This window comes from Azomonas macrocytogenes, from assembly GCF_014191985.1.
GTDB classification, from domain to species: Bacteria; Pseudomonadota; Gammaproteobacteria; order Pseudomonadales; family Pseudomonadaceae; genus Azomonas; species Azomonas macrocytogenes.
Map to the genome: position 1 here is coordinate 36397 of NZ_JACHXI010000016.1, position 18973 is coordinate 55369.

Here is an 18973-nt window from a genome sequence, read left to right on the forward strand (position 1 = left end):
ATGAAGAACTTCGCGGCTGCCATCCTGGTGGCAGGCCTTGGCTTGGTCGGCACAATACAGGCCGAAGAAATCAAGGTGATGACTTCCGGTGGTTTTACTGCCGCTTACAATATTCTCGGTCCGCGTTTTGCTGCCGAGCACAACGATACGTTGAAAACTATTCTCGGTCCGTCCATGGGCAAGGCACCGGAGGCAATTCCCAATCGTCTGGCTAAGGGGGAAAAAGCCGATGTGGTCATTATGGTGGGTTATGCTTTGGCTGAACTGATCGAGCAAGGCCAGATTGAACCAGGCACTCGAGTCGAACTGGCCGATTCAAGGATCGGTGCAGTGGTGCACGCAGGGGCAGCCAAGCCTAGAATCGACAGCATAGACGAACTCAAGCAAACCTTGCTTAGCGCTGATTCTGTAGCCTATTCCGACAGTGCCAGTGGCGTTTACATACAGACCCAGTTATTCAAACGCCTGGATATTGAAGATCAATTACTGCCTAAAGCCCATATGATCGAAAAAATCCCGGTCGCTACGGTAGTCGCTACAGGAAATTATCAATTAGGTTTTCAGCAGGTTAGCGAACTGCTGCCAGTGCCAGGTGTCACCTACATCGGAAAGATTGCAGAGCCGCTACAGTCGGTTACCCGGTTTGCCGGTGCCATTCCCAAAGAGGCTGAGCACAGCGAGGAAGCCAAGTCTCTATTAGCCTATCTAGCCTCAAAGGAAGTACAACCAGAGATCCAATCTACAGGCCTGGATTCGGTCCCTTAGCCCGCATCGTCTAGCACTTATCCTTTCACTTGAATGATCAATCGCTCCAGTTCTAGCGCTGCCGGGATGAGCGTTCGCCCGCGGCGCTTGATTAGCCCGATATCACGCACTACTGGCGGATCAATCAGCGGCACGCTGGTGAGAACGGGATGATTATGCGCAGGCATTGCCATGGCCGGCACCGCTGCAATGCCCAGTCCGGTCTCAACCATACCAAGCATCGTGGTGATATGACGAGTTTCGCAGATACTAGGCTTGGAAGGTGTTAAATGCATCAATGCTTGGTCCAGTACGAATCGGTTACCTGAACTCTTATCTACCGACATATAATCATAAGTGTAGAACTCGTTCCAGCTGACATCGGAGCGCCCAGCCAAAGGATGATCACGCCGGCAAGCTGCCACATAGCGCTCCTGTACCAACCCTTCGAATTCCAGCTCATTGTCTAAATTACCCGAAAAGCTCAGGCCCAAATCTGCCTCGCCATTAATCACAGCTCCACGTACGTCGTTGGCACCGGCATCCAGTACTTTAATCCGAATCCGTGGGTACAATTTATGGTACTGAGCAATGACACCGGGCATGAAGTAATAAGCGGCCGATGGTACACAAGCGATAGTCACTTGGCCCATACGGCTGGATGCTACATCGCTGATGCCTAATAAAGCATCGTCCAAATCATTCAGCAGGCGCTCGGCCCGTGGTGCGAATGCCCGCCCTACAATGGTCAAACTAACCCGCCGCGTAGTGCGTTCAAATAACTTCACGCCTAAGGCGTCCTCAAGTTTTTCGATGCGCCGACTCAGGGCGGGCTGGGAGATACGGATAACCTCGGCAGCTTTACGAAAGCTGCCTTGTTCGGCTACTGCACGAAAGGCTTGTAGATCATTCAGATCAAAATTAATTAGCATCAGTGATTTAAACTTATAAGTAATTGACATCAATAAATATAACTGATGCAAAGCCTGACGAGAATTACATGTTTGGTCCCATGGAGTGATGGCTCGGGATCAAACAGTTAGGTCCAGTTATTGCTGTTGCAGGTAGTGTCGGCGAATTGCCAAGAGTTATTGTGCAGAGCACTCTGACAGAAGCGATGCTGATGATCGATAGGAGGTAAAGATGAGCGCCTGCCTCTAACTCTCATAGATCCGATTCCTGTCGAGACTGAGCGTGTGGCCCGAGCAGCATTTTCTCTGGGTACGGTGATCACGCGGCTACGTGATGAGTTTGCCGAGCTGTCGCTTTATACATTGTGAGAATGCTGGTTATTTGATAATTGGCTAGCAAAAGACTCAGCATCTTCCTGACAATCAAATTTTCGGGCGAAAAATCCATTCATTTTTACCACCCAGTAACGGTCTGCTTGCAAAATTGTGACGATCATAAGTAAATGTCCTTTTCAATCCTGATACTAATAAAGACCTTGGATATTTGTGTAAATTGCAGGCTAGGTGACGAGTTGCAGTGGTGGTTCATCTTTTCCTCCAGCATACACAATCAAATCGGTACGGCCGGCCAGACTCTACCCCATAGAGTTAGCGGTGGTCGTCGATAAGAGCCGTTATTGCTTGAAGCGGCGCATGAGTGCCTGTCAGTCGAGCTCCGCCTGGGGAAAATACGCCGAAGCCTCGCGTCGGTATTTCTCGCGTAGCTGCAAAACCTCAACTCAACGGTCGGCAGCGTGTTGGAGCAGGCATTGATTGTCCGTTTTGATCCGTTGGGTCGAATGCCTGCGCCTTTTTGTGCATAGTCACAATGGTTGGGAGTTCAGCAGCTGCTTGAGTTTTTATTCCCTTGTCTTGCAACAGAGCTTTTTTGCCTATAGCAGGGGACACGATTCAAGCTTCTGCATCAATCACTACTCCTCGTCTACATTGTTCCGTGAAGCGTTTTACATCCACTTCGCGTCCCGTTAATCGATGCATCAATGTAATCATGCATATATAAGGCTTTACCCACCAAGCTATTTTTATATGGATTACAAAAGCTGTCTGAGTCATCATTATCTGTCTCCAGATAAATGTTTATCAGCAAACCTGATAATCAACCTAATATGAACTCACCATTGAGTACATGGTTTTAAATTACAGCGGCACAATCACTTAGATTATCAAGAAGCATCGCACCGCTTTGGCAATTTCTTATCATAAATAGATTGCAATAGGTTATTTCCCTCCGCATCGGTTAATATTCTAACGGTATACTCATCGTTTAGCTTCGAGATCAGGTGAAGCAGAACGGTTGAGAAAGGCCTCTGTCAGCTCCGGTAGATGAGCTTTAATCCAATCGGCCATGGCTTCTTCTTGCGGTAGGATTTGTTCGCAAGCCCGTTGCGTTTCTTGATCACCTACCGTTTTTGCAGCAGCAATCAGAACGGTATATGCAGCTATTTCCATATTTTCAAACACATAGCCGCTCATTGCACCTTTAACTACTTCATCACTTACGGTTATACCGCTCATTGCTTGGCCGAATGCGGTGAGCTTACCTGCCATATCTTTGAATATAGATGGCTTGCTACCAAGCCTGGTGAGGCAATTTTCCAGTAGTTGTATTTGGCCTTGAGTTTCTTGAATATGTTGTTCAATGCGTAGCTTCAGATCGGGATAATGTTCAAGGCGAGATGCCTGACCTTGCAGCATTTTTTCTGCCTGTTGCTCCATGGCATGTGCATCTCGCAGCCAATCCAGCAAATTATCTTTTTTATCAGACATTTTTTTATCCTCGTGTGGGGTACAATAAATAGAGGAAATTCTTTTTTAAATAGTTCAAGTAAAGCGGATAGATGGAAAATAAGGCTCGGCTACTAAAAAGGATGGGAAAATACCCTTAGTTAAATAAACTGAACGCTGCACAAATCCCGCCATAGCTACCTTGTAGTCATCGATGGGTTCGGACGACATTGCAGAGAGCTTTGTGAAGACCATGAAGCGCGACTACATCTCCCACATGCCCTAGCCTGATCGAGAGACGGCACTGCGTAACCAGACCAAGATAAGAAAACTACCATTTCTCTTTTGACCTCTCGTCAATTATTATTGTGGTAAACCACACAATGTGTTCTATACCTATAAAATATCCGAAAAATAAACCTGCAAATGACATTCAAGTTATATAAGTATCAAACATTCCATCACTAATAAGTGATTTCACCTAACGTGCTGTCTTGCCTCAGAAAATACTACGTGTAGTGGAATACCTAACAATGATGACCCACACGGATGAGTAGTTTATCTTAACAAAATAGTATAATAATTTACGGAAGCTCGCCTATATATGAGAAGAATGGACAGCAACGAGAGTATCAATAACCTGATTCGCTAGAAAATTAAGCTGTTAATCTATACTCAGTAAGAACTGGGTGCACAGGCTTACGAACTGAGTATCCAACCCCAAACGTTTCAGTCTCCAGTGTTCCTTTATAATCATTATAGAACTCATGACAAGCTATAATTAAGAAGAAATTCCCATTCAGTAACCGTATTGCTCTCAGCGCTCTGCGCTCCATTCATCTGATTTCCTCACGAGAAAATGAACCTCTTGTGCTTCAGGTGATTCTCATTATTAAAATGAGATATTTAAATATTTACCATCTTGTTTTTTGATATTTCCAGGTTGGTTATTTTATATTAAATATTTTTCTGGAGAGTTTTAAATATGGATAAAAATGATCAGCGCATTAGGGAATACGCCTATCAAATTTGGCAAATGGAAGGATGTCCAGACGGGCAAGATGTCTATCATTGGGAAAGAGCCTGCAAACTTGCTGAAGCGGAAGAGGATAATTATTCACTAGATATGACCAATAAGAATAATTTTGAAAAAGATAGGGTTGTAGCTACTAATACTCCACCTTCTCTTCGAGAAAACCAAGAACTTATAGATCCTCCAGAATCAAAATTCGAACAAGGAGCACCTGAAAATGATAAATCCTTCCGTCAATTACCCCGAAGTATTACCGGAGTCCACTTCAGCTTCGGGGGTGTCATGGGGTGCTATATTAGCTGGCGCAGCAGGGGCAGCTGCGCTGGCGCTGATTTTGATGTTATTGGGAGTGGGTTTCGGATTTTCGGTAACGTCTCCCTGGACAAACGAGGGTATGAGCGCTGAAGGGTTGGGGATATCAACGATTATTTGGCTCACTTTTACCCAGATTATTGCTTCTGGATTAGGCGGCTACCTTGCAGGAAGGCTACGCGTGAAATGGGCAAACATGCACGGTACTGAGGTGTATTTTCGCGACACAGCTCATGGTTTCCTTGCATGGGCAGTAGCCACATTGGTGACTGCCACACTACTAATCGGCTCAGCGAGCCATATTGTCAGTAGCGGTGTACAAGCCGGCGCTAGCGTTGCATCTGGCGCTGCTACGGCGACGCTTCAGGCAGCAGGCAACATGGCGCGAGACACTAGCAGCCAGGATTATGGATACTTCATCGATAGCCTATTTCGCAATGACAGTCCATCGTCCAGCAGTGATGACGCCATTCATGCCGTGGTAGTGCGTATTTTTGCCAAAAGCCTGAGTAACGACGGGCAAATGGCCAGCCAAGATCGAGCTTATCTAGTACAACTAATTGCCCAACGCACTAATCTCAGCCAGGCAGAAGCCGAACAACGGCTTGATCAGGTCTATGCACAAACCCGTCAAGCGGTGGAAGACGCCAAAATGGCCGCGAAAAAAGCTGCTGACACCGCGACAACCATTGCCGCTTGGACCTCGCTCTGGATGTTTGTTGCGTTGCTATGCGGGGCCTTCTTCGCTAGCTTCGCTGCAACATTGGGTGGACGTCAACGCGATGCTGTGACTTACGTAGATGATCTGGGGCATACCTCGGAAGCGATACATGTCTCCCCGCCTTCCTTAAAATCATAATTAGGAGAATGACGATGCGCTCATTACTATTGTGGTTTCTCGGCGTTCCAATTCCACTTATCATATTGATCGCGTTGTTCACACACTGAACTTATCCGATAGATAAGTATGGCGCTATTTCTACAATAGAAACTTGGCATCATTATTATAATAAAGCTGTATTCACTTTGCATAAAGTGGCTAACTGCCTGCCAGTCCAGGCAGTCAGCCTTTTTACCTTGCACTATGCTCATGATTTCCAAGCGTGCTATTTAAGCCAGGCTAGATAGGTGCTGGAAGGTTGCCTTTCAAATAGCGGTGGCTGACGGTCTGCCAGATATTTTGCTGTAACCTGCAGACTGTGTTCTAGGTTATAGAGTGTACTAAATGCCTTGAAGCCCAGCGTCCACCATTTATCTTTGTCAGGCAAGATTACTTGCAAGAGCTCCACATTACAGTCGCACGAAGGTGTTCGATGGCCCAGGAGTGGTTGCTCATAAGTATCTAAAGAAAGTTCTAAAGGAAACGCTTGGCTTGTGTCGAACCTACGCAGCCAGCGAGTTTTTTCGATAGTCGTTGTCGTCTGGATATCCAGCTTCAGTTGCCTGGATGACCATTTACTCCAAAGTTTGATTATTCCTGAGAAAGGAGAATATTTCAGCTCCGTATTCAGCGAGGTCCCCAATCCTTTTATTTCGATACCGTTGTGATCAGTACGGTGTTTGATGCCTAACTCGGTCTGCTCCGAATCTCTTAGTACTACAGTTGTATTTTCGCCTTCATACGAGCATACCTTGCTCTGGCCTGATGCCTTCTGCGCCAACGTGACCAGGTTATCATCAAATCCGGGGTGATTTGCCGTTGTGCTAACCGGGCCGCCACTTGCCGGATCTCCTGCAGGGACCAGCGGCTCAGTTCGGATAGGTCAACGTCATCAACCGCCCGATCGTTTTTGAGGGAGCCAAGGTGTTGTTGGCCTGATGGCGCACCCGAGCCAACAAGGTAAACGCCAGCATGACCAGCGAGATATGTCGATGCCAGCCATGCCAGGAACGGATCTCGTTGTGATTCAGGCCCAACTCACCCTTGGCCGTTTCAAAGGCCTGTTCGATCGACCAGCGATGCCCTTCGACCCAGGCCAGCGTTTCCAATGACGTTCCCTGGGGAGCCCAGGTCGTGAAATAGGCCAGCTCACCATCGACCAACCGACGACGAATCAATAGCCCGCGAGTCCAGACGCCTGTAGCCATGGGGTTATAGTCACGAGCCTGTAGGTCGGCCAGTAAAGGGCGTGTCGGCATTGATGGCCCGCTCGATCATGTCTTGGGCGATCTGGGGTTTGGTGAAAAACCCGATGTCCTTGGGGATATGCGCGGCAGCCAGCCGTTGGGGAGCGGCTAGCCACTGCTTGGGTAAATACAGGGCGTGATCATGAAGGCATGACCATGGCAGGACATAGGCCGCAAACACGCCGATCTGGCAATTGGCGATCTTGCCAGCTGAACCGGTGTATTGACGTGCGACGCCACACGAGGCCCGGTCCTGTTTGATAAAGCCGGTTTCGTCGATGACCAGAACGGCCTGCTCGTCGGCCAGGTGTTCGAGCACATAATCCCGGACTAGATCGCGTAATGCCTCGGCATTCCAGTGGCCACGCCCCAGAATGGACTGTTGGCGCCAAGGGCTGGAATCACCGGCCGCCTCGGCACGCATCCAGCCGGTCTTACGCGGCTCGGCGCCCAGGAGGCCGTCGAGAAACAGGGCGGCCGATGCGGCTACCCGTTCTTGCGTGAATAGAGGCCTGATGCGTTCTTTGACGTCCCGTAGCGCACAGGCCCATAGTTCCAAGGTGGGTTCGATGGAGGCATGTGCCAAGTAAGATCTCCCATGCAAGAGAGATCATCAGAGTTAATAACTCATAAAAATACAACTGTAGTACTAATCTACGAGAGATTGAATAATCCCTATGGAATGGATTGCTGACCCCACGGCATGGCTTGGCCTGCTGACTCTGATCGTGCTGGAGCTGGTGCTCGGCATCGATAACCTTGTGTTCATTGCCATCTTGGCTGACAAACTGCCGCCAGAGCAGCGAGATCGTGCGCGTCTCATCGGCCTATCTCTTGCGTTGTTAATGCGTCTTGGCTTACTGGCCAGCATCTCTTGGATGGTGACCCTTACCGAACCCTTGTTTGAGGTCTTCGACAAGACGTTCTCGGGCCGAGACTTGATCATGCTGTTCGGTGGTGTGTTCCTGTTGTTCAAGGCAACCATGGAATTGCATGAGCGACTCGAAGGGCATATGACAGAACGTTCAAGTAACGCAGCCTATGCAATGTTTTGGCCTATCGTTGCACAGATTGTGGTGTTGGATGCGGTCTTCTCGCTGGACGCGGTGATAACTGCTGTGGGCATGGTTGAACACCTATCGGTCATGATGATCGCTGTGGTTTTTTCCATTGGCTTGATGATCATCGCGAGTAAGCCGCTGACTGACTTCGTCAACGGGCACCCAACCGTCATTATGCTCTGCCTAGGCTTCTTGATGATGATCGGCTTCAGCCTCACAGCCGAGGGCCTGGGTTTCCACATTCCGAAAGGCTATCTCTACGCAGCGATTGGCTTCTCGATCTTGATCGAACTGTTCAACCAGGTGGCTCGCTCACGTCGAAAGAAGAGCCTGCAAGGTCATCACCCTATACGCAAGCGTACCGCGCATGCAGTTATGCGTTTACTGGGTGGTCACAAGTTGGGGGCAGATGAAGTCGGCGAGGAAATAGCTGACATGCTGTCAGGCGATGATGCCGATCAGATTTTCCATCGACGGGAACGCGTCATGATCAGTGGCGTGCTTCAGTTGGCGGAACGTCCGATACGTGGGGTTATGACCCCTCGTGCAGAAATCGACCACATTGACTTGGCCGACTCTCCGGAAGAAATCCGCGCAATGCTAATGCACTCGTCGTACTCCAGGTTGCCGTTGATTCGGGAGGGACGAGTTGATGAGCCTTTGGGGTTCGTTCACAAGAAGGAGCTGTTGAAGGAGCTTTTGGCAGGTAACCAGCCAAATCTGGAAACCATGGCCCGCAAGGCAATTAACTTGCTGGACAACTTCACGATTCTCAATGCGCTTGAACAGATGCGTAAAGAATCGACTCACATCGCTTTCGTGGTGAACGAATTCGGTGACTTCATTGGGATTCTCACCATGACCGACATTCTCGAATCCATCGCGGGTGAGTTGCCGGATGCCAGTGAAATTGAAGGCCCAAGCATCGTTGCCGAGGGTGGGGGTTTCCTCATCAGCGGTGCGGTGAATCTCAGTCAGATTCGGGAACACATAGGCTTCCAAGCTAAAGCTACTGATGACTATCAGACGCTTGCGGGGTTGGTCATGAGCTTGCTGGATCGTCTGCCAATCATTGGAGACAAGCTCATTTGGCAGGAGTGGAGCATGACCGTTGTGGAGGTTAAAGAGCGACGAGTGACGAGGGTGCTGTTGCGTAAAGAGTGAGTATATAAAAACCGATATGTTGCCCGGTACTCATACTCGATTAATAGATGGTCATAAACGGGGATTAATAGGAGTGTCGGCCGGATGGGCACTGGTGGGGGATCATTGTTCAGCAACGAATCATCTGCCGTCGCTGGATCTGGACCGCGGCAAGCCATTAGCAGTTGGCAGTGTGGATAGATGCTTTGTCAAGATCCTGATTAAGTTAGGTTTCAGGTTTGACTGGTATGGATGTGCAGCGTTTCGGAAATAGCCATTTTCAGAGCTTTTTCTGGGATTTATGGCGGTTTGGGATATCGCCCAGCCACCACTTTTTCGCTGCTCATCGGAGATTGCAGTCTTGGTTAGTTTGCTTTGGTTTGTATGTTTGTGGCTGGTTGTGGGGTTGCTGTTGTGCATGGCTGGATTTGCCGCGCAAGCGGCATCCGGAGAATCTGGCGCCTATCCACACATTCCTGAGCCGATGGTCTTCGACATGGTGCGTTCACTTGGCGCGCGACAGGGCGAGTTGGAGTCAAATGTGCTCGCCACCACTCCATTATCTGGACCCGATAAGAAGACGGTCGATTGGGCGCCAGAGATGGAATATGCCTTTGCTGATGGTTGGGCTATCGAGTTTGAGTTTCCCTTTGAAGATAAGCGGCTGACTGAATTCAAGCTTGGGTTACAGGCTACGTTCGGCACATTCAATCATGGGAGATCAGTCCATGGCGTCCAGTATTTGGGTATTTATGATCGTGATCGTCACACCTATCTCAGTAGCATGGTCTATATGCTAGGCAACCGTTTCAGCAACCGATGGAGCACCATGAGCATGATCGGGGTTGCCGATATCAGTGCGTCTCGATCCAGCAGACGCAATGATCTGATTTTCAATCATTCGACCTTCTTCAATGCGACTGACAATACGGTTCTCGGGCTTGAGTTCAATTATCTGAGCGGTTCTGATGGCCATGTTCTGCTGATGCCCCAGATACATCATCGATTGGCCCGGACGGTGAATGTCCAATTCGGTTTCGGGCTCGACAAGAAGCGTGGTGAGTCGGCATACCCAGAGATTGGCATGCGCATCGTGCGCGAGTTCTAAATAAATAAGGTAATCCACCGGCAAAGCCTTGTCTCTTTATCACATCTTTTCGTTTGCTTATCCTGCAACCCCATGATTTCAATGAGTCATGGGATAGACATGATCGATAATGAAGCCCGCTGGGCAGAGCAACTGTTCGGTGAGGGTGACCTGGGAGTGTGCGTCGTACCCAACGACTGCTGGATATCGGTGCCCGTTTATCGCGGTAGGTGGGCGCTTCGCTGGCGAAGTGTTGCGAAAGCGATCGTGCCGCTCTGCTGAAGAGTTACCGTCTGATGGGCAATACGCAGGTTCTGCCCGAGGCGATGCGGGAAGGGGGATTTGTTGGCGTGGCGCGCCAGGCCCTGGCGTCAGAGTTGCTGTTGACGGTGGAGAACGCTACCAGCGTGAACTATACGCACGCGACGGCGGCAAACCTGGGAACGATCGGTTCGCAGCGACAAGCCCAGCGCCGGAATTACCTAGTGCATTCGGTGCCGCTGATCGATACGGCCAGTGAACGCAGGTGGGGCTGATCTGGAGCCGGCTGTCCTCGTGCAGTTACATTCCGCCTCCTGTGCGGCGGGTAGAGATCCCGAAAGTGGATGGAATGACAAGGCCGCTGGGAATTCCGACCGTATCGGATCGCATCGCGCAGATGGTGGTAAGGCGACATCTCGAGCCCATTCTGGAGCCAGTGCTTCATACCAAGACCAAAACCCCTAGGACAGCCTAAAATTAAAGATTGGATTTTAGTATTGCCAGTATCGTGAAAGTGGTTCATAATTCTGCGCATTGCAAACGTTCGTCAGAAAAAACCTATTATTTTCAATAAGATAGGTTGATGATTATAGTTTGGTATGCTGTTTTTTGTTCTAAAGTTTGATAGTCACTGGCCGGGTGGCAGAGTGGTCATGCAGCGGATTGCAAATCCGTGTACGCCGGTTCGATTCCGACCTCGGCCTCCATATGAAAAACCCGCACATCATAGATGTACGGGTTTTTTATGCTCTATAAAAAGGTAAGCTTAAGTATTAATAACTCTTGGCTGTTTGGTGTTGCGATTTCTTCTCGCTAGTTCCTGCTTAATAGAGATAGAGGTTGCTTTGATCCAAAATATGTGCTGGGCGGGTGTGGTGCTGGTGCCTGATTCAAGCTAGGATTTCACTGAGTAAGCGTTCAGCGTATTTCTTCCCTTGTTTAAAGCCTATGATCAGCTAGCGCATCTTTTCATTACCGCAAATGCATTAAGCTTTGCTATTGCTGAGTTAATAGTGGAGTAGTGGTGCCCGATTTAAAATTCGAGATTGTTGTCTAGGCTTGGACGAAACATGCTACATCGATCAATCAAGACGCCTTGTAATGGACTTTGTTCAACAGTTTACGGTGATCTCGTTTGTCGAGGATGCAAACGATTTCATTATGAAATCATAAGCTGGAACCATTACTCCGAAAAAGAAAAGCAGGCCATTTGGTCGCGTTTGGAGGATTTGCTTGTTCAGGTGATTGCCAGCAAGCTGGAAGTCTATGATGAATCTCGTTTACGTTGGCAATTAGAGCTGCAATCGATTCGGTATCCGGCGGATCTTTCAGCTTATTGTTGGGCCTATCAATTGCTGGTCAAAGGCTCACACTCTACCCAGCAGTTGACAGCTTGCGGGATAGCTCTTTTACCGGAATTTCAAGGTTTGCCGCTATCTGCGCTTTGCAATGTAGTGGATCGTGAATTGCTTTTTTTATCATACGCATATTATAAACGTTATATTACTCCAGATTTTTTGCAGTAATTAGCATTGCCATTGTGCTTGTCAGTATTTTAATGATTGAAAAAAAGTACGAATTCGTTAAGTTGTTTCTAAATTATAGATCAGTATGGTCTGTGGCTTTGTAGTAAGACGGGTGGGGTGACTTCTGTAATTCGAATCTCTAGAATGTATGCCCATTCTGAGGCCGGTATGCCCGGCTTTGCCCGTGCAATAGAGGAAAATACATGCAAGTTTCTGTTGAAAGCACCTCTGCTCTTGAGCGTCGCATGACTATTGGCGTACCGGCCGAGCGCATCGAGACTGAAGTGACCAAGCGGCTCCAGCAGACTGCTAGTCGCGCCAAGATTCCGGGTTTTCGCCCCGGCAAGGTACCGATGCGTGTAATTCGTCAACGCTATGAAGATTCTGCCCGTCAGGAAGCTCTCAGCGATATCATCCAATCTTCCTTTTATGAAGCAGTTGCTTCGGAAAAGCTAAATCCTGCTGGTTCCCCTTCGGTCGAGCCGAAAAGCTTCGAGAAAGGTAAGGATTTCGAATATGTTGCTGTATTCGAGGTTTTTCCTGTGTTTGAGGTAAGTGGCTTCGATTCGATTGAAGTAGAGCGTCTCCAGGCTGAGGTATCCGATGCTGATGTGGACAAGATGCTGGATGTATTACGTCAGCAGAGTACTACCTACGAGACAGTCAGCCGTGCTGCTGAAAAAAATGACCAGCTGAATATTGATTTTGTCGGAAAGATCGATGGCAGTGAATTTGCCGGTGGTTCCGCTAAAGGTGTTCAATTGGTGCTTGGTTCGGGGCGGATGATTCCAGGTTTTGAAGACGCGTTGATTGGCACGAAAGCGGGAGAAGAAAAAGTCATCGTGCCAACGTTCCCTGACGATTATCAAAATACTGAGCTGGCAGGAAAGACCGCCGAGTTCACTGTGACCATTCACACTGTAGGCGCTCCAAAACCTCCGGAGCTTAACGATGAGTTTTTTGCTTTGTTCGGAGTGAAAGAGGGCGGATTAGAAGGTTTCAAGGCCGAGGTCCGCAAGAATATGGATCGTGAGTTGCAGCAGGCGCTCAAGGCCAGGGTTAAATCTCAAATCATGGATGGCTTGGTTGCCCACAATCCGATCGAGGTTCCAAAAGCACTGATTGCCAGCGAGGTAAATCGCTTGCGTGTACAGGCTGTGCAGCAATTCGGCGGCAATATCGAGCCCGATCAGTTGCCGGCCGAGCTCTTTGAGGAGCAAGCCAAGCGTCGAGTTTTGTTAGGTTTGATCGTTGCTGAGGTCATCAAGCAAAAGAACTTGAAGGCGGATGATGGACGTATTCGCGAAATGATCACGGAAATGGCAGCAGCTTATCAGGAGCCTGAGCAGGTCGTTGCTTGGTACTATCAGAATAGCGATCAGCTTAACGAAGTTCGCTCTGTTGTGCTTGAAGAGCAAGTTGTGGATACTGTCTTGCAGCAGGCTAAGGTGACAGATAAAACCGTTACCTACGAAGAAGCTGTTAAGCCTTTGGAGACACCGCCAGTAGGCTAAGCTTCTTCACATCGTCCAAGCGCAGACATAAGCCAGCCGTGAGCTGGCTTATGTTTTAAGGCATGACAAGGGAGTAACGTTAGAGATGTCTCTCAACCCATTTATGCAGGTACCAGAGATTCAGGCTGCTGGCGGCTTGGTTCCGATGGTGGTCGAGCAATCGGCTCGCGGTGAACGCGCTTTCGACATCTATTCCCGTCTTTTGAAAGAACGGGTCATTTTCATGGTTGGCCAAGTTGAAGACTATATGGCCAATCTGATCGTGGCTCAGTTGCTTTTTCTCGAGGCTGAGAATCCCGAGAAGGATATCCATCTTTATATAAATTCGCCTGGCGGCTCGGTAACCGCTGGTATGGCAATTTATGACACCATGCAATTCATCAAGCCAGATGTCTCGACGATCTGTATCGGGCAGGCATGTAGCATGGGAGCATTGTTGCTGGCTGGTGGTGCAGCAGGGAAGCGTTATTGTTTGCCACACTCTCGGATGATGATCCATCAGCCGCTTGGTGGTTTCCAGGGACAAGCTTCCGATATTGAAATCCATGCCAGAGAAATTCTGACGATTCGTGAAAAACTGAATAAAGTACTCGCCGATCATACCGGGCAGCCTCTTGAGGTGATTGCTCGCGATACTGATCGGGATAATTTCATGAACGGTGAAGACGCAACCAGATATGGTTTGATTGATCAGGTTCTGGCTCATCGCCAACTGGTAAGTTGATTTTGTCTGAGCGATATCCGGCTATTCGGTGGGCTTGAAAAAGCCCACAAATACCTTCATCTTGTTTTCCAAGCCTTCCGATTGGATCGATCGAATGACTGATACCCGTAACGGCGAGGAAACTGGCAAACTGCTCTACTGCTCTTTTTGCGGCAAAAGCCAGCATGAAGTACGCAAATTGATTGCCGGCCCCTCGGTTTTCATCTGTGATGAATGCGTCGACTTGTGCAATGACATTATCCGTGAGGAAGTGCAAGAAGCTCAAGCCGAAAGTAACGCGCATAAGCTGCCTGTGCCCAAGGAAATCAGTGGTATTCTTGACCAATATGTCATTGGTCAGGAACGTGCCAAGAAAATCCTCGCAGTGGCTGTCTATAACCACTATAAGCGTTTGAACCAGCGCGACAAAAAAGAAGACGTCGAGCTGGGCAAAAGTAATATTTTGCTCATTGGCCCGACTGGTTCTGGCAAGACTTTGCTGGCTGAAACCCTGGCCCGTCTTCTCAATGTACCTTTCACTATTGCCGACGCCACTACTCTTACCGAGGCTGGGTATGTTGGTGAAGATGTAGAAAATATCATTCAGAAGCTGCTTCAGAAGTGCGATTACGATGTAGAAAAAGCCCAAATGGGGATCGTCTACATTGATGAAATCGACAAGATTTCTCGTAAATCTGACAATCCCTCGATTACACGAGATGTATCGGGTGAAGGAGTGCAGCAAGCACTTCTCAAATTGATTGAAGGTACTGTTGCCTCCGTTCCTCCACAGGGAGGGCGCAAGCATCCTCAGCAAGAGTTTTTGCAAGTCGACACGCGTAATATCCTGTTCATTTGTGGTGGCGCTTTTGCCGGTTTGGAAAAGGTTATTCAAAATCGTTCTACGAGAGGAGGCATTGGGTTCAATGCTGAAGTTCGTAGCAAGGAATTAGGCAAGAAAGTGGGGGAATCGTTACGGGCAGTTGAGCCTGACGATTTGGTCAAATTCGGCTTGATTCCAGAGTTTGTTGGCCGTCTGCCAGTCGTTGCGACCTTGGATGAGCTGGATGAACTGGCGTTGATCCAGATTCTTACCGAACCCAAAAATGCTTTGACCAAGCAATACGCTAAGCTTTTTGAAATGGAAGAGGTTTGCCTTGAGTTTCGTCCAGATGCTTTAAAAGCAATCGCCTTGAAGGCATTGGAGCGTAAAACTGGTGCTCGTGGCTTGCGCTCTATTCTGGAAGGAGTTTTGTTGGATACGATGTACGATATTCCTTCTCAGAAAGATGTCAGCAAGATTGTGATTGATGAAAGTGTAATCGAAGGTACTTCCCAGCCATTGCTGATTTACGAAAGCAACGAGCCACCTGCCAAGGTAGCACCTGAAGCCTGATTAGCAAAAAGGTCTAAAGAAGCGCTGCTAATACATGTACATGCCATTCAGCTAAGGCTTTCCGCTTAACCTTCGGCAACATGAAATCAGAATCCGATGTCTGTTTTGGCATCGGATTTTTATGGCCTGTATGGCCGATTCACTTGAGCCCTGATCCGGCACTAGTCGAGCAGACGCTCGAAAGAGCAAGAGGCAGCACTTGCTCGTGGTCATCACGACCTGGTGTGTCAGCGACCAGGCGCCACCGGTTTCCCCAGGTAAATATGATGTGCCAAATATGGTTATCTCCACGCCATCAAGCCTAAGCCTTCAAAATATCATTCGACCAAAAAATATTAGTTAATTTAACTGACTGATATTAAGGCCTGTTGACGCTACTGACACGGTCGCACCGAAGTCCATTTTTGCGCGAGGCAAGGCGCGAGTCGCAATGTTTGGTAGTTCCAAACGTAAGGCGAGAAACGCCGCATCGCACAAAAATGGGCCCGACTCTTCGGGTTGCGCGGAATGGCCCCCCGATGCCGCTGCAGGGCTTGCAAGGGAGTTGGTGGATGGCATCCAGGACGTTGCTTGCACTCTTGTCGTAGCGCGTGGTGATAGCACGCACGGTATTGGTAGCGCTCTCCACAAACAGCCCATTACCCCCTCCCTGCACAACCGAGCAGCAGGTCCTTGATGTGCTCCCATTGATCATCTCTGCGTGCGTATTTTTTGGTCATCTCGATTGTTTAGACCGGCCTTCTCTGTTTTTCAATTACCACATAAGGACGTAATTGATGATACGCCATAGCCTGAAGGGCCTCTTTTCATTTCCATGGAGCTTGTTTTTTAGGAGCTGAGGCTCCATCTTTGAAAGAGATAGCGATTTTCTGTTATGGCCAAAGCCGATAGAGATGAATTTTATGAAGACAAGCATCGTTCTGCCTCTTTTGCCGCTGCGTGATGTCGTGGTTTATCCGCATATGGTTATTCCTCTTTTTGTCGGTCGAGAAAAGTCCATCGAAGCGCTCGAATCAGCGATGGTGGGAGAAAAGCAGATTCTGTTGTTGGCCCAAAAAAATCCTGCCGATGACGACCCCGGTGAGAATGAGCTATATCGAGTCGGAACCCTGGCTACTGTCTTACAGCTTCTGAAGTTGCCGGACGGCACAGTCAAAGTATTGGTTGAAGGTGAGCAGCGAGGTTTGATTGAGCGTTTCTTTGAGGCTGATGGGCACTGTCGCGTTGAGGTGACGCTTCTCGATGAAGCAAAAGTTGCCGAGCGTGAGGCTGAAGTCTTTGTTCGTAGTCTGCTGAGTCAGTTCGAGCAATACGTTCAGTTAGGCAAGAAGGTTCCTGCAGAGGTGCTGACTTCTTTGGCAAGTATTAGCGAGCCGGCTCGTCTAGTCGATACCATGGCTGCTCATATGGCTCTGAAAATTGAGCAGAAGCAGCAAATCCTTGAGGTTACCGATCTAAGTGCTCGTGTCGAGCATGTATTGGCTTTGCTGGATGCCGAAATCGATTTGCTGCAGGTGGAGAAGCGCATTCGAGGTCGAGTCAAGAAGCAAATGGAGCGCAGCCAGCGTGAGTACTATCTGAATGAGCAGATGAAGGCAATTCAGAAGGAGCTGGGGGATATTGATGAAGGACATAACGAAATCGATGAGCTGAAGAAGCGAATCGATAATGCTGGAATGAGTAAGGATGCTCATGCTAAAGCACAGGCAGAGTTGAACAAGCTCAAGCAAATGTCGCCTATGTCTGCTGAAGCTACAGTGGTCCGTTCTTATATCGACTGGTTGGTGAATGTACCTTGGAAAGAAAGTAGCAAGGTCCGCCTGGATTTAGCCAAGGCTGAAGATATCCTAGATGCCGAGCACTATGGTCTTGAAGAGGTCAAAGAGCGAATTCTCGAGTATCTTGCTGTGCAGAAGCGCGTCAAGAAGCTTAAAGGACCGGTTCTTTGCCTTGTTGGCCCGCCCGGAGTGGGTAAGACTTCATTGGCCGAATCTATTGCCAGAGCGACGAATCGTAAATTTACCCGCATGGCTTTAGGAGGAGTGCGTGACGAAGCGGAAATTCGTGGTCACCGCCGTACCTATATTGGTTCGATGCCGGGCCGCCTGATCCAGAGAATGGCCAAGGTTGGAGTACGTAACCCTTTGTTCTTGCTTGATGAAATCGATAAAATGAGCAATGACATGCGAGGCGACCCTGCGTCTGCCTTGCTTGAAGTGCTTGATCCTGAACAAAACCATAACTTCAATGATCATTATCTTGAAGTAGATTATGATTTGTCGGATGTCATGTTTTTGTGCACCGCAAACTCGATGAACATTCCTGCTCCGTTACTTGACCGAATGGAAATCATTCGGTTGCCGGGATATACCGAGGATGAAAAGATCAATATTGCTAATCGCTATCTTGCATCCAAGCAAATTCAAGCAAATGGCTTGAAAAAAGATGAAGTGCAATTCGAGAATGCTGCTTTCCGCGATATGATTCGCCATTACACGCGTGAGGCTGGTGTACGTAGTCTAGAACGGCAGATAGCCAAGGTTTGCCGAAAAATCGTCAAGGAAAATGCCGCGCAGAAAAATTTCGAGGTAGTGGTTACAGCTGATTCACTCGAACACTATTTAGGTGTCCATAAGTTTCGCTATGGTCTCGCCGAGCAGCAAGATCAGGTCGGTCAAGTGACAGGACTTGCCTGGACCCAGGTCGGGGGAGAGCTTCTGACCATCGAGTCGGCAATGGTTCCGGGTAAAGGACGTCTGACCAAGACGGGTTCCCTTGGTGATGTTATGGGCGAATCCATTACAGCAGCACTGACTGTAGTTCGCAGTCGTGCCAAGAGCCTGGGTATCGCGCTTGATTTTCACGAGAAGCAGGACATTCATATTCACGTGCCTGAAGGAGCTACTCCTAAGGATGGGCCTAGCGCAGGTATAGGCATGTGTACGGCACTGGTTTCAGCCCTTACCCAAATTCCAGTAAGAGCCGATGTTGCCATGACGGGCGAAATTACGTTGCGTGGCCAGGTTTTGGCTATTGGGGGATTGAAGGAAAAATTGCTGGCAGCGCACCGAGGGGGCATTAAAACAGTGATCATTCCTGAGGAAAATGCTCGTGACCTCAAGGAAATTCCGGAAAACATCAAGCAAGATTTGGAGATTAAGCCTGTCAAGTGGATTGACGAGGTCCTGCAAATTGCGCTGCAATATGCCCCGGAGCCCTTGTCTGATGCGGCTCCCGAGATAGTTAAGGATGACAATCGGGAAGCCGATTCCAAGGAGCGAATCAGCACTCATTAGCGGGACAGGCTTCGCTGACACTTTATTGAGCCCTTTTTCAAGTTTGGCTAGTGTGTCGTCTTGCCAATCCATTA

Annotated in this window: 13 protein-coding genes, 1 tRNA gene and 2 pseudogenes; 12 read left to right on the forward strand and 4 right to left on the reverse strand. The window is 48.7% G+C overall.

The features are described 5' to 3' along the window. Positions 1 to 765: a substrate-binding domain-containing protein gene (locus tag FHR87_RS14120; RefSeq protein ID WP_183167403.1), complete on the forward strand. Its 765-nt coding sequence runs from the start codon at positions 1 to 3 to the stop codon at positions 763 to 765. 17 nt (positions 766 to 782) lie between these two features. Here FHR87_RS14120 and FHR87_RS14125 read toward each other — a convergent pair whose 3' ends face one another. After that, positions 783 to 1676 (reverse strand): LysR family transcriptional regulator, encoded by an 894-nt coding sequence (locus FHR87_RS14125; protein WP_183167404.1) that lies wholly within the window; start codon positions 1674 to 1676, stop codon positions 783 to 785. Positions 1677 to 2972: 1296 nt separating this feature from the next. After that, complete coding sequence (locus tag FHR87_RS14130) at positions 2973 to 3482, reverse strand: ferritin-like domain-containing protein (RefSeq protein ID WP_183167357.1); 510 nt, start codon at positions 3480 to 3482, stop codon at positions 2973 to 2975. Between the two features lie 943 nt (positions 3483 to 4425). Here FHR87_RS14130 and FHR87_RS14135 point away from each other — a divergent pair. Further along, a pseudogene (locus FHR87_RS14135) lies at positions 4426 to 4545 on the forward strand (DUF2934 domain-containing protein); the annotation flags it as partial. 145 nt (positions 4546 to 4690) lie between these two features. Continuing rightward, on the forward strand, positions 4691 to 5644 hold the full coding sequence (locus tag FHR87_RS14140) for a hypothetical protein (protein ID WP_183167358.1): 954 nt from the start codon (positions 4691 to 4693) through the stop codon (positions 5642 to 5644). A 247-nt stretch (positions 5645 to 5891) separates the two neighbouring features. On the opposite strand, the gene FHR87_RS14145 is transcribed toward FHR87_RS14140, so the two are convergent. Next, positions 5892 to 6446 carry a hypothetical protein gene (locus tag FHR87_RS14145; protein ID WP_183167359.1) on the reverse strand — a complete coding sequence of 185 codons (555 nt, stop codon included), beginning with the start codon at positions 6444 to 6446 and terminating at the stop codon, positions 5892 to 5894. 145 nt (positions 6447 to 6591) lie between these two features. Then, positions 6592 to 7498 (reverse strand): annotated as a pseudogene (locus FHR87_RS14150) (IS701 family transposase); the annotation flags it as partial. Between the two features lie 91 nt (positions 7499 to 7589). On the opposite strand from FHR87_RS14150, the gene FHR87_RS14155 reads away from it, so the two are divergent. From FHR87_RS14155 to lon, 9 genes are all read left to right on the forward strand, one after another. After that, the gene (locus tag FHR87_RS14155; RefSeq protein ID WP_183167360.1) at positions 7590 to 9137 is read left to right on the forward strand and encodes a TerC family protein; all 1548 of its coding nucleotides are present in this window, start codon (positions 7590 to 7592) and stop codon (positions 9135 to 9137) included. Between the two features lie 397 nt (positions 9138 to 9534). Next, a complete protein-coding gene (locus tag FHR87_RS14160; RefSeq protein ID WP_183167361.1) occupies positions 9535 to 10224 on the forward strand; it encodes a hypothetical protein in 690 nt (229 codons plus the stop codon). Between the two features lie 275 nt (positions 10225 to 10499). Beyond that, entirely contained in the window at positions 10500 to 10739 is a 240-nt protein-coding gene (locus FHR87_RS14165) for a hypothetical protein (protein ID WP_183167362.1), read from the forward strand. Between the two features lie 358 nt (positions 10740 to 11097). Then, a tRNA-Cys gene (locus FHR87_RS14170) sits at positions 11098 to 11171 on the forward strand. Between the two features lie 363 nt (positions 11172 to 11534). Then, positions 11535 to 11990, forward strand: a complete 456-nt coding sequence (locus FHR87_RS14175; RefSeq protein WP_183167363.1) for a DUF1289 domain-containing protein — start codon at positions 11535 to 11537, stop codon at positions 11988 to 11990. 203 nt (positions 11991 to 12193) lie between these two features. Then, positions 12194 to 13504, forward strand: a complete 1311-nt coding sequence (gene tig, locus FHR87_RS14180; RefSeq protein ID WP_183167364.1) for a trigger factor — start codon at positions 12194 to 12196, stop codon at positions 13502 to 13504. Positions 13505 to 13589: 85 nt separating this feature from the next. Continuing rightward, positions 13590 to 14228, forward strand: coding sequence for an ATP-dependent Clp endopeptidase proteolytic subunit ClpP (clpP, locus tag FHR87_RS14185; protein WP_183167365.1), 639 nt, complete (start codon positions 13590 to 13592; stop codon positions 14226 to 14228). A 94-nt stretch (positions 14229 to 14322) separates the two neighbouring features. Beyond that, positions 14323 to 15603, forward strand: a complete 1281-nt coding sequence (clpX, locus tag FHR87_RS14190; protein ID WP_183167366.1) for an ATP-dependent Clp protease ATP-binding subunit ClpX — start codon at positions 14323 to 14325, stop codon at positions 15601 to 15603. Positions 15604 to 16505: 902 nt separating this feature from the next. Beyond that, positions 16506 to 18899 carry an endopeptidase La gene (lon, locus tag FHR87_RS14195; protein ID WP_183167367.1) on the forward strand — a complete coding sequence of 798 codons (2394 nt, stop codon included), beginning with the start codon at positions 16506 to 16508 and terminating at the stop codon, positions 18897 to 18899. The last annotated feature ends 74 nt before the right edge of the window (positions 18900 to 18973 follow it).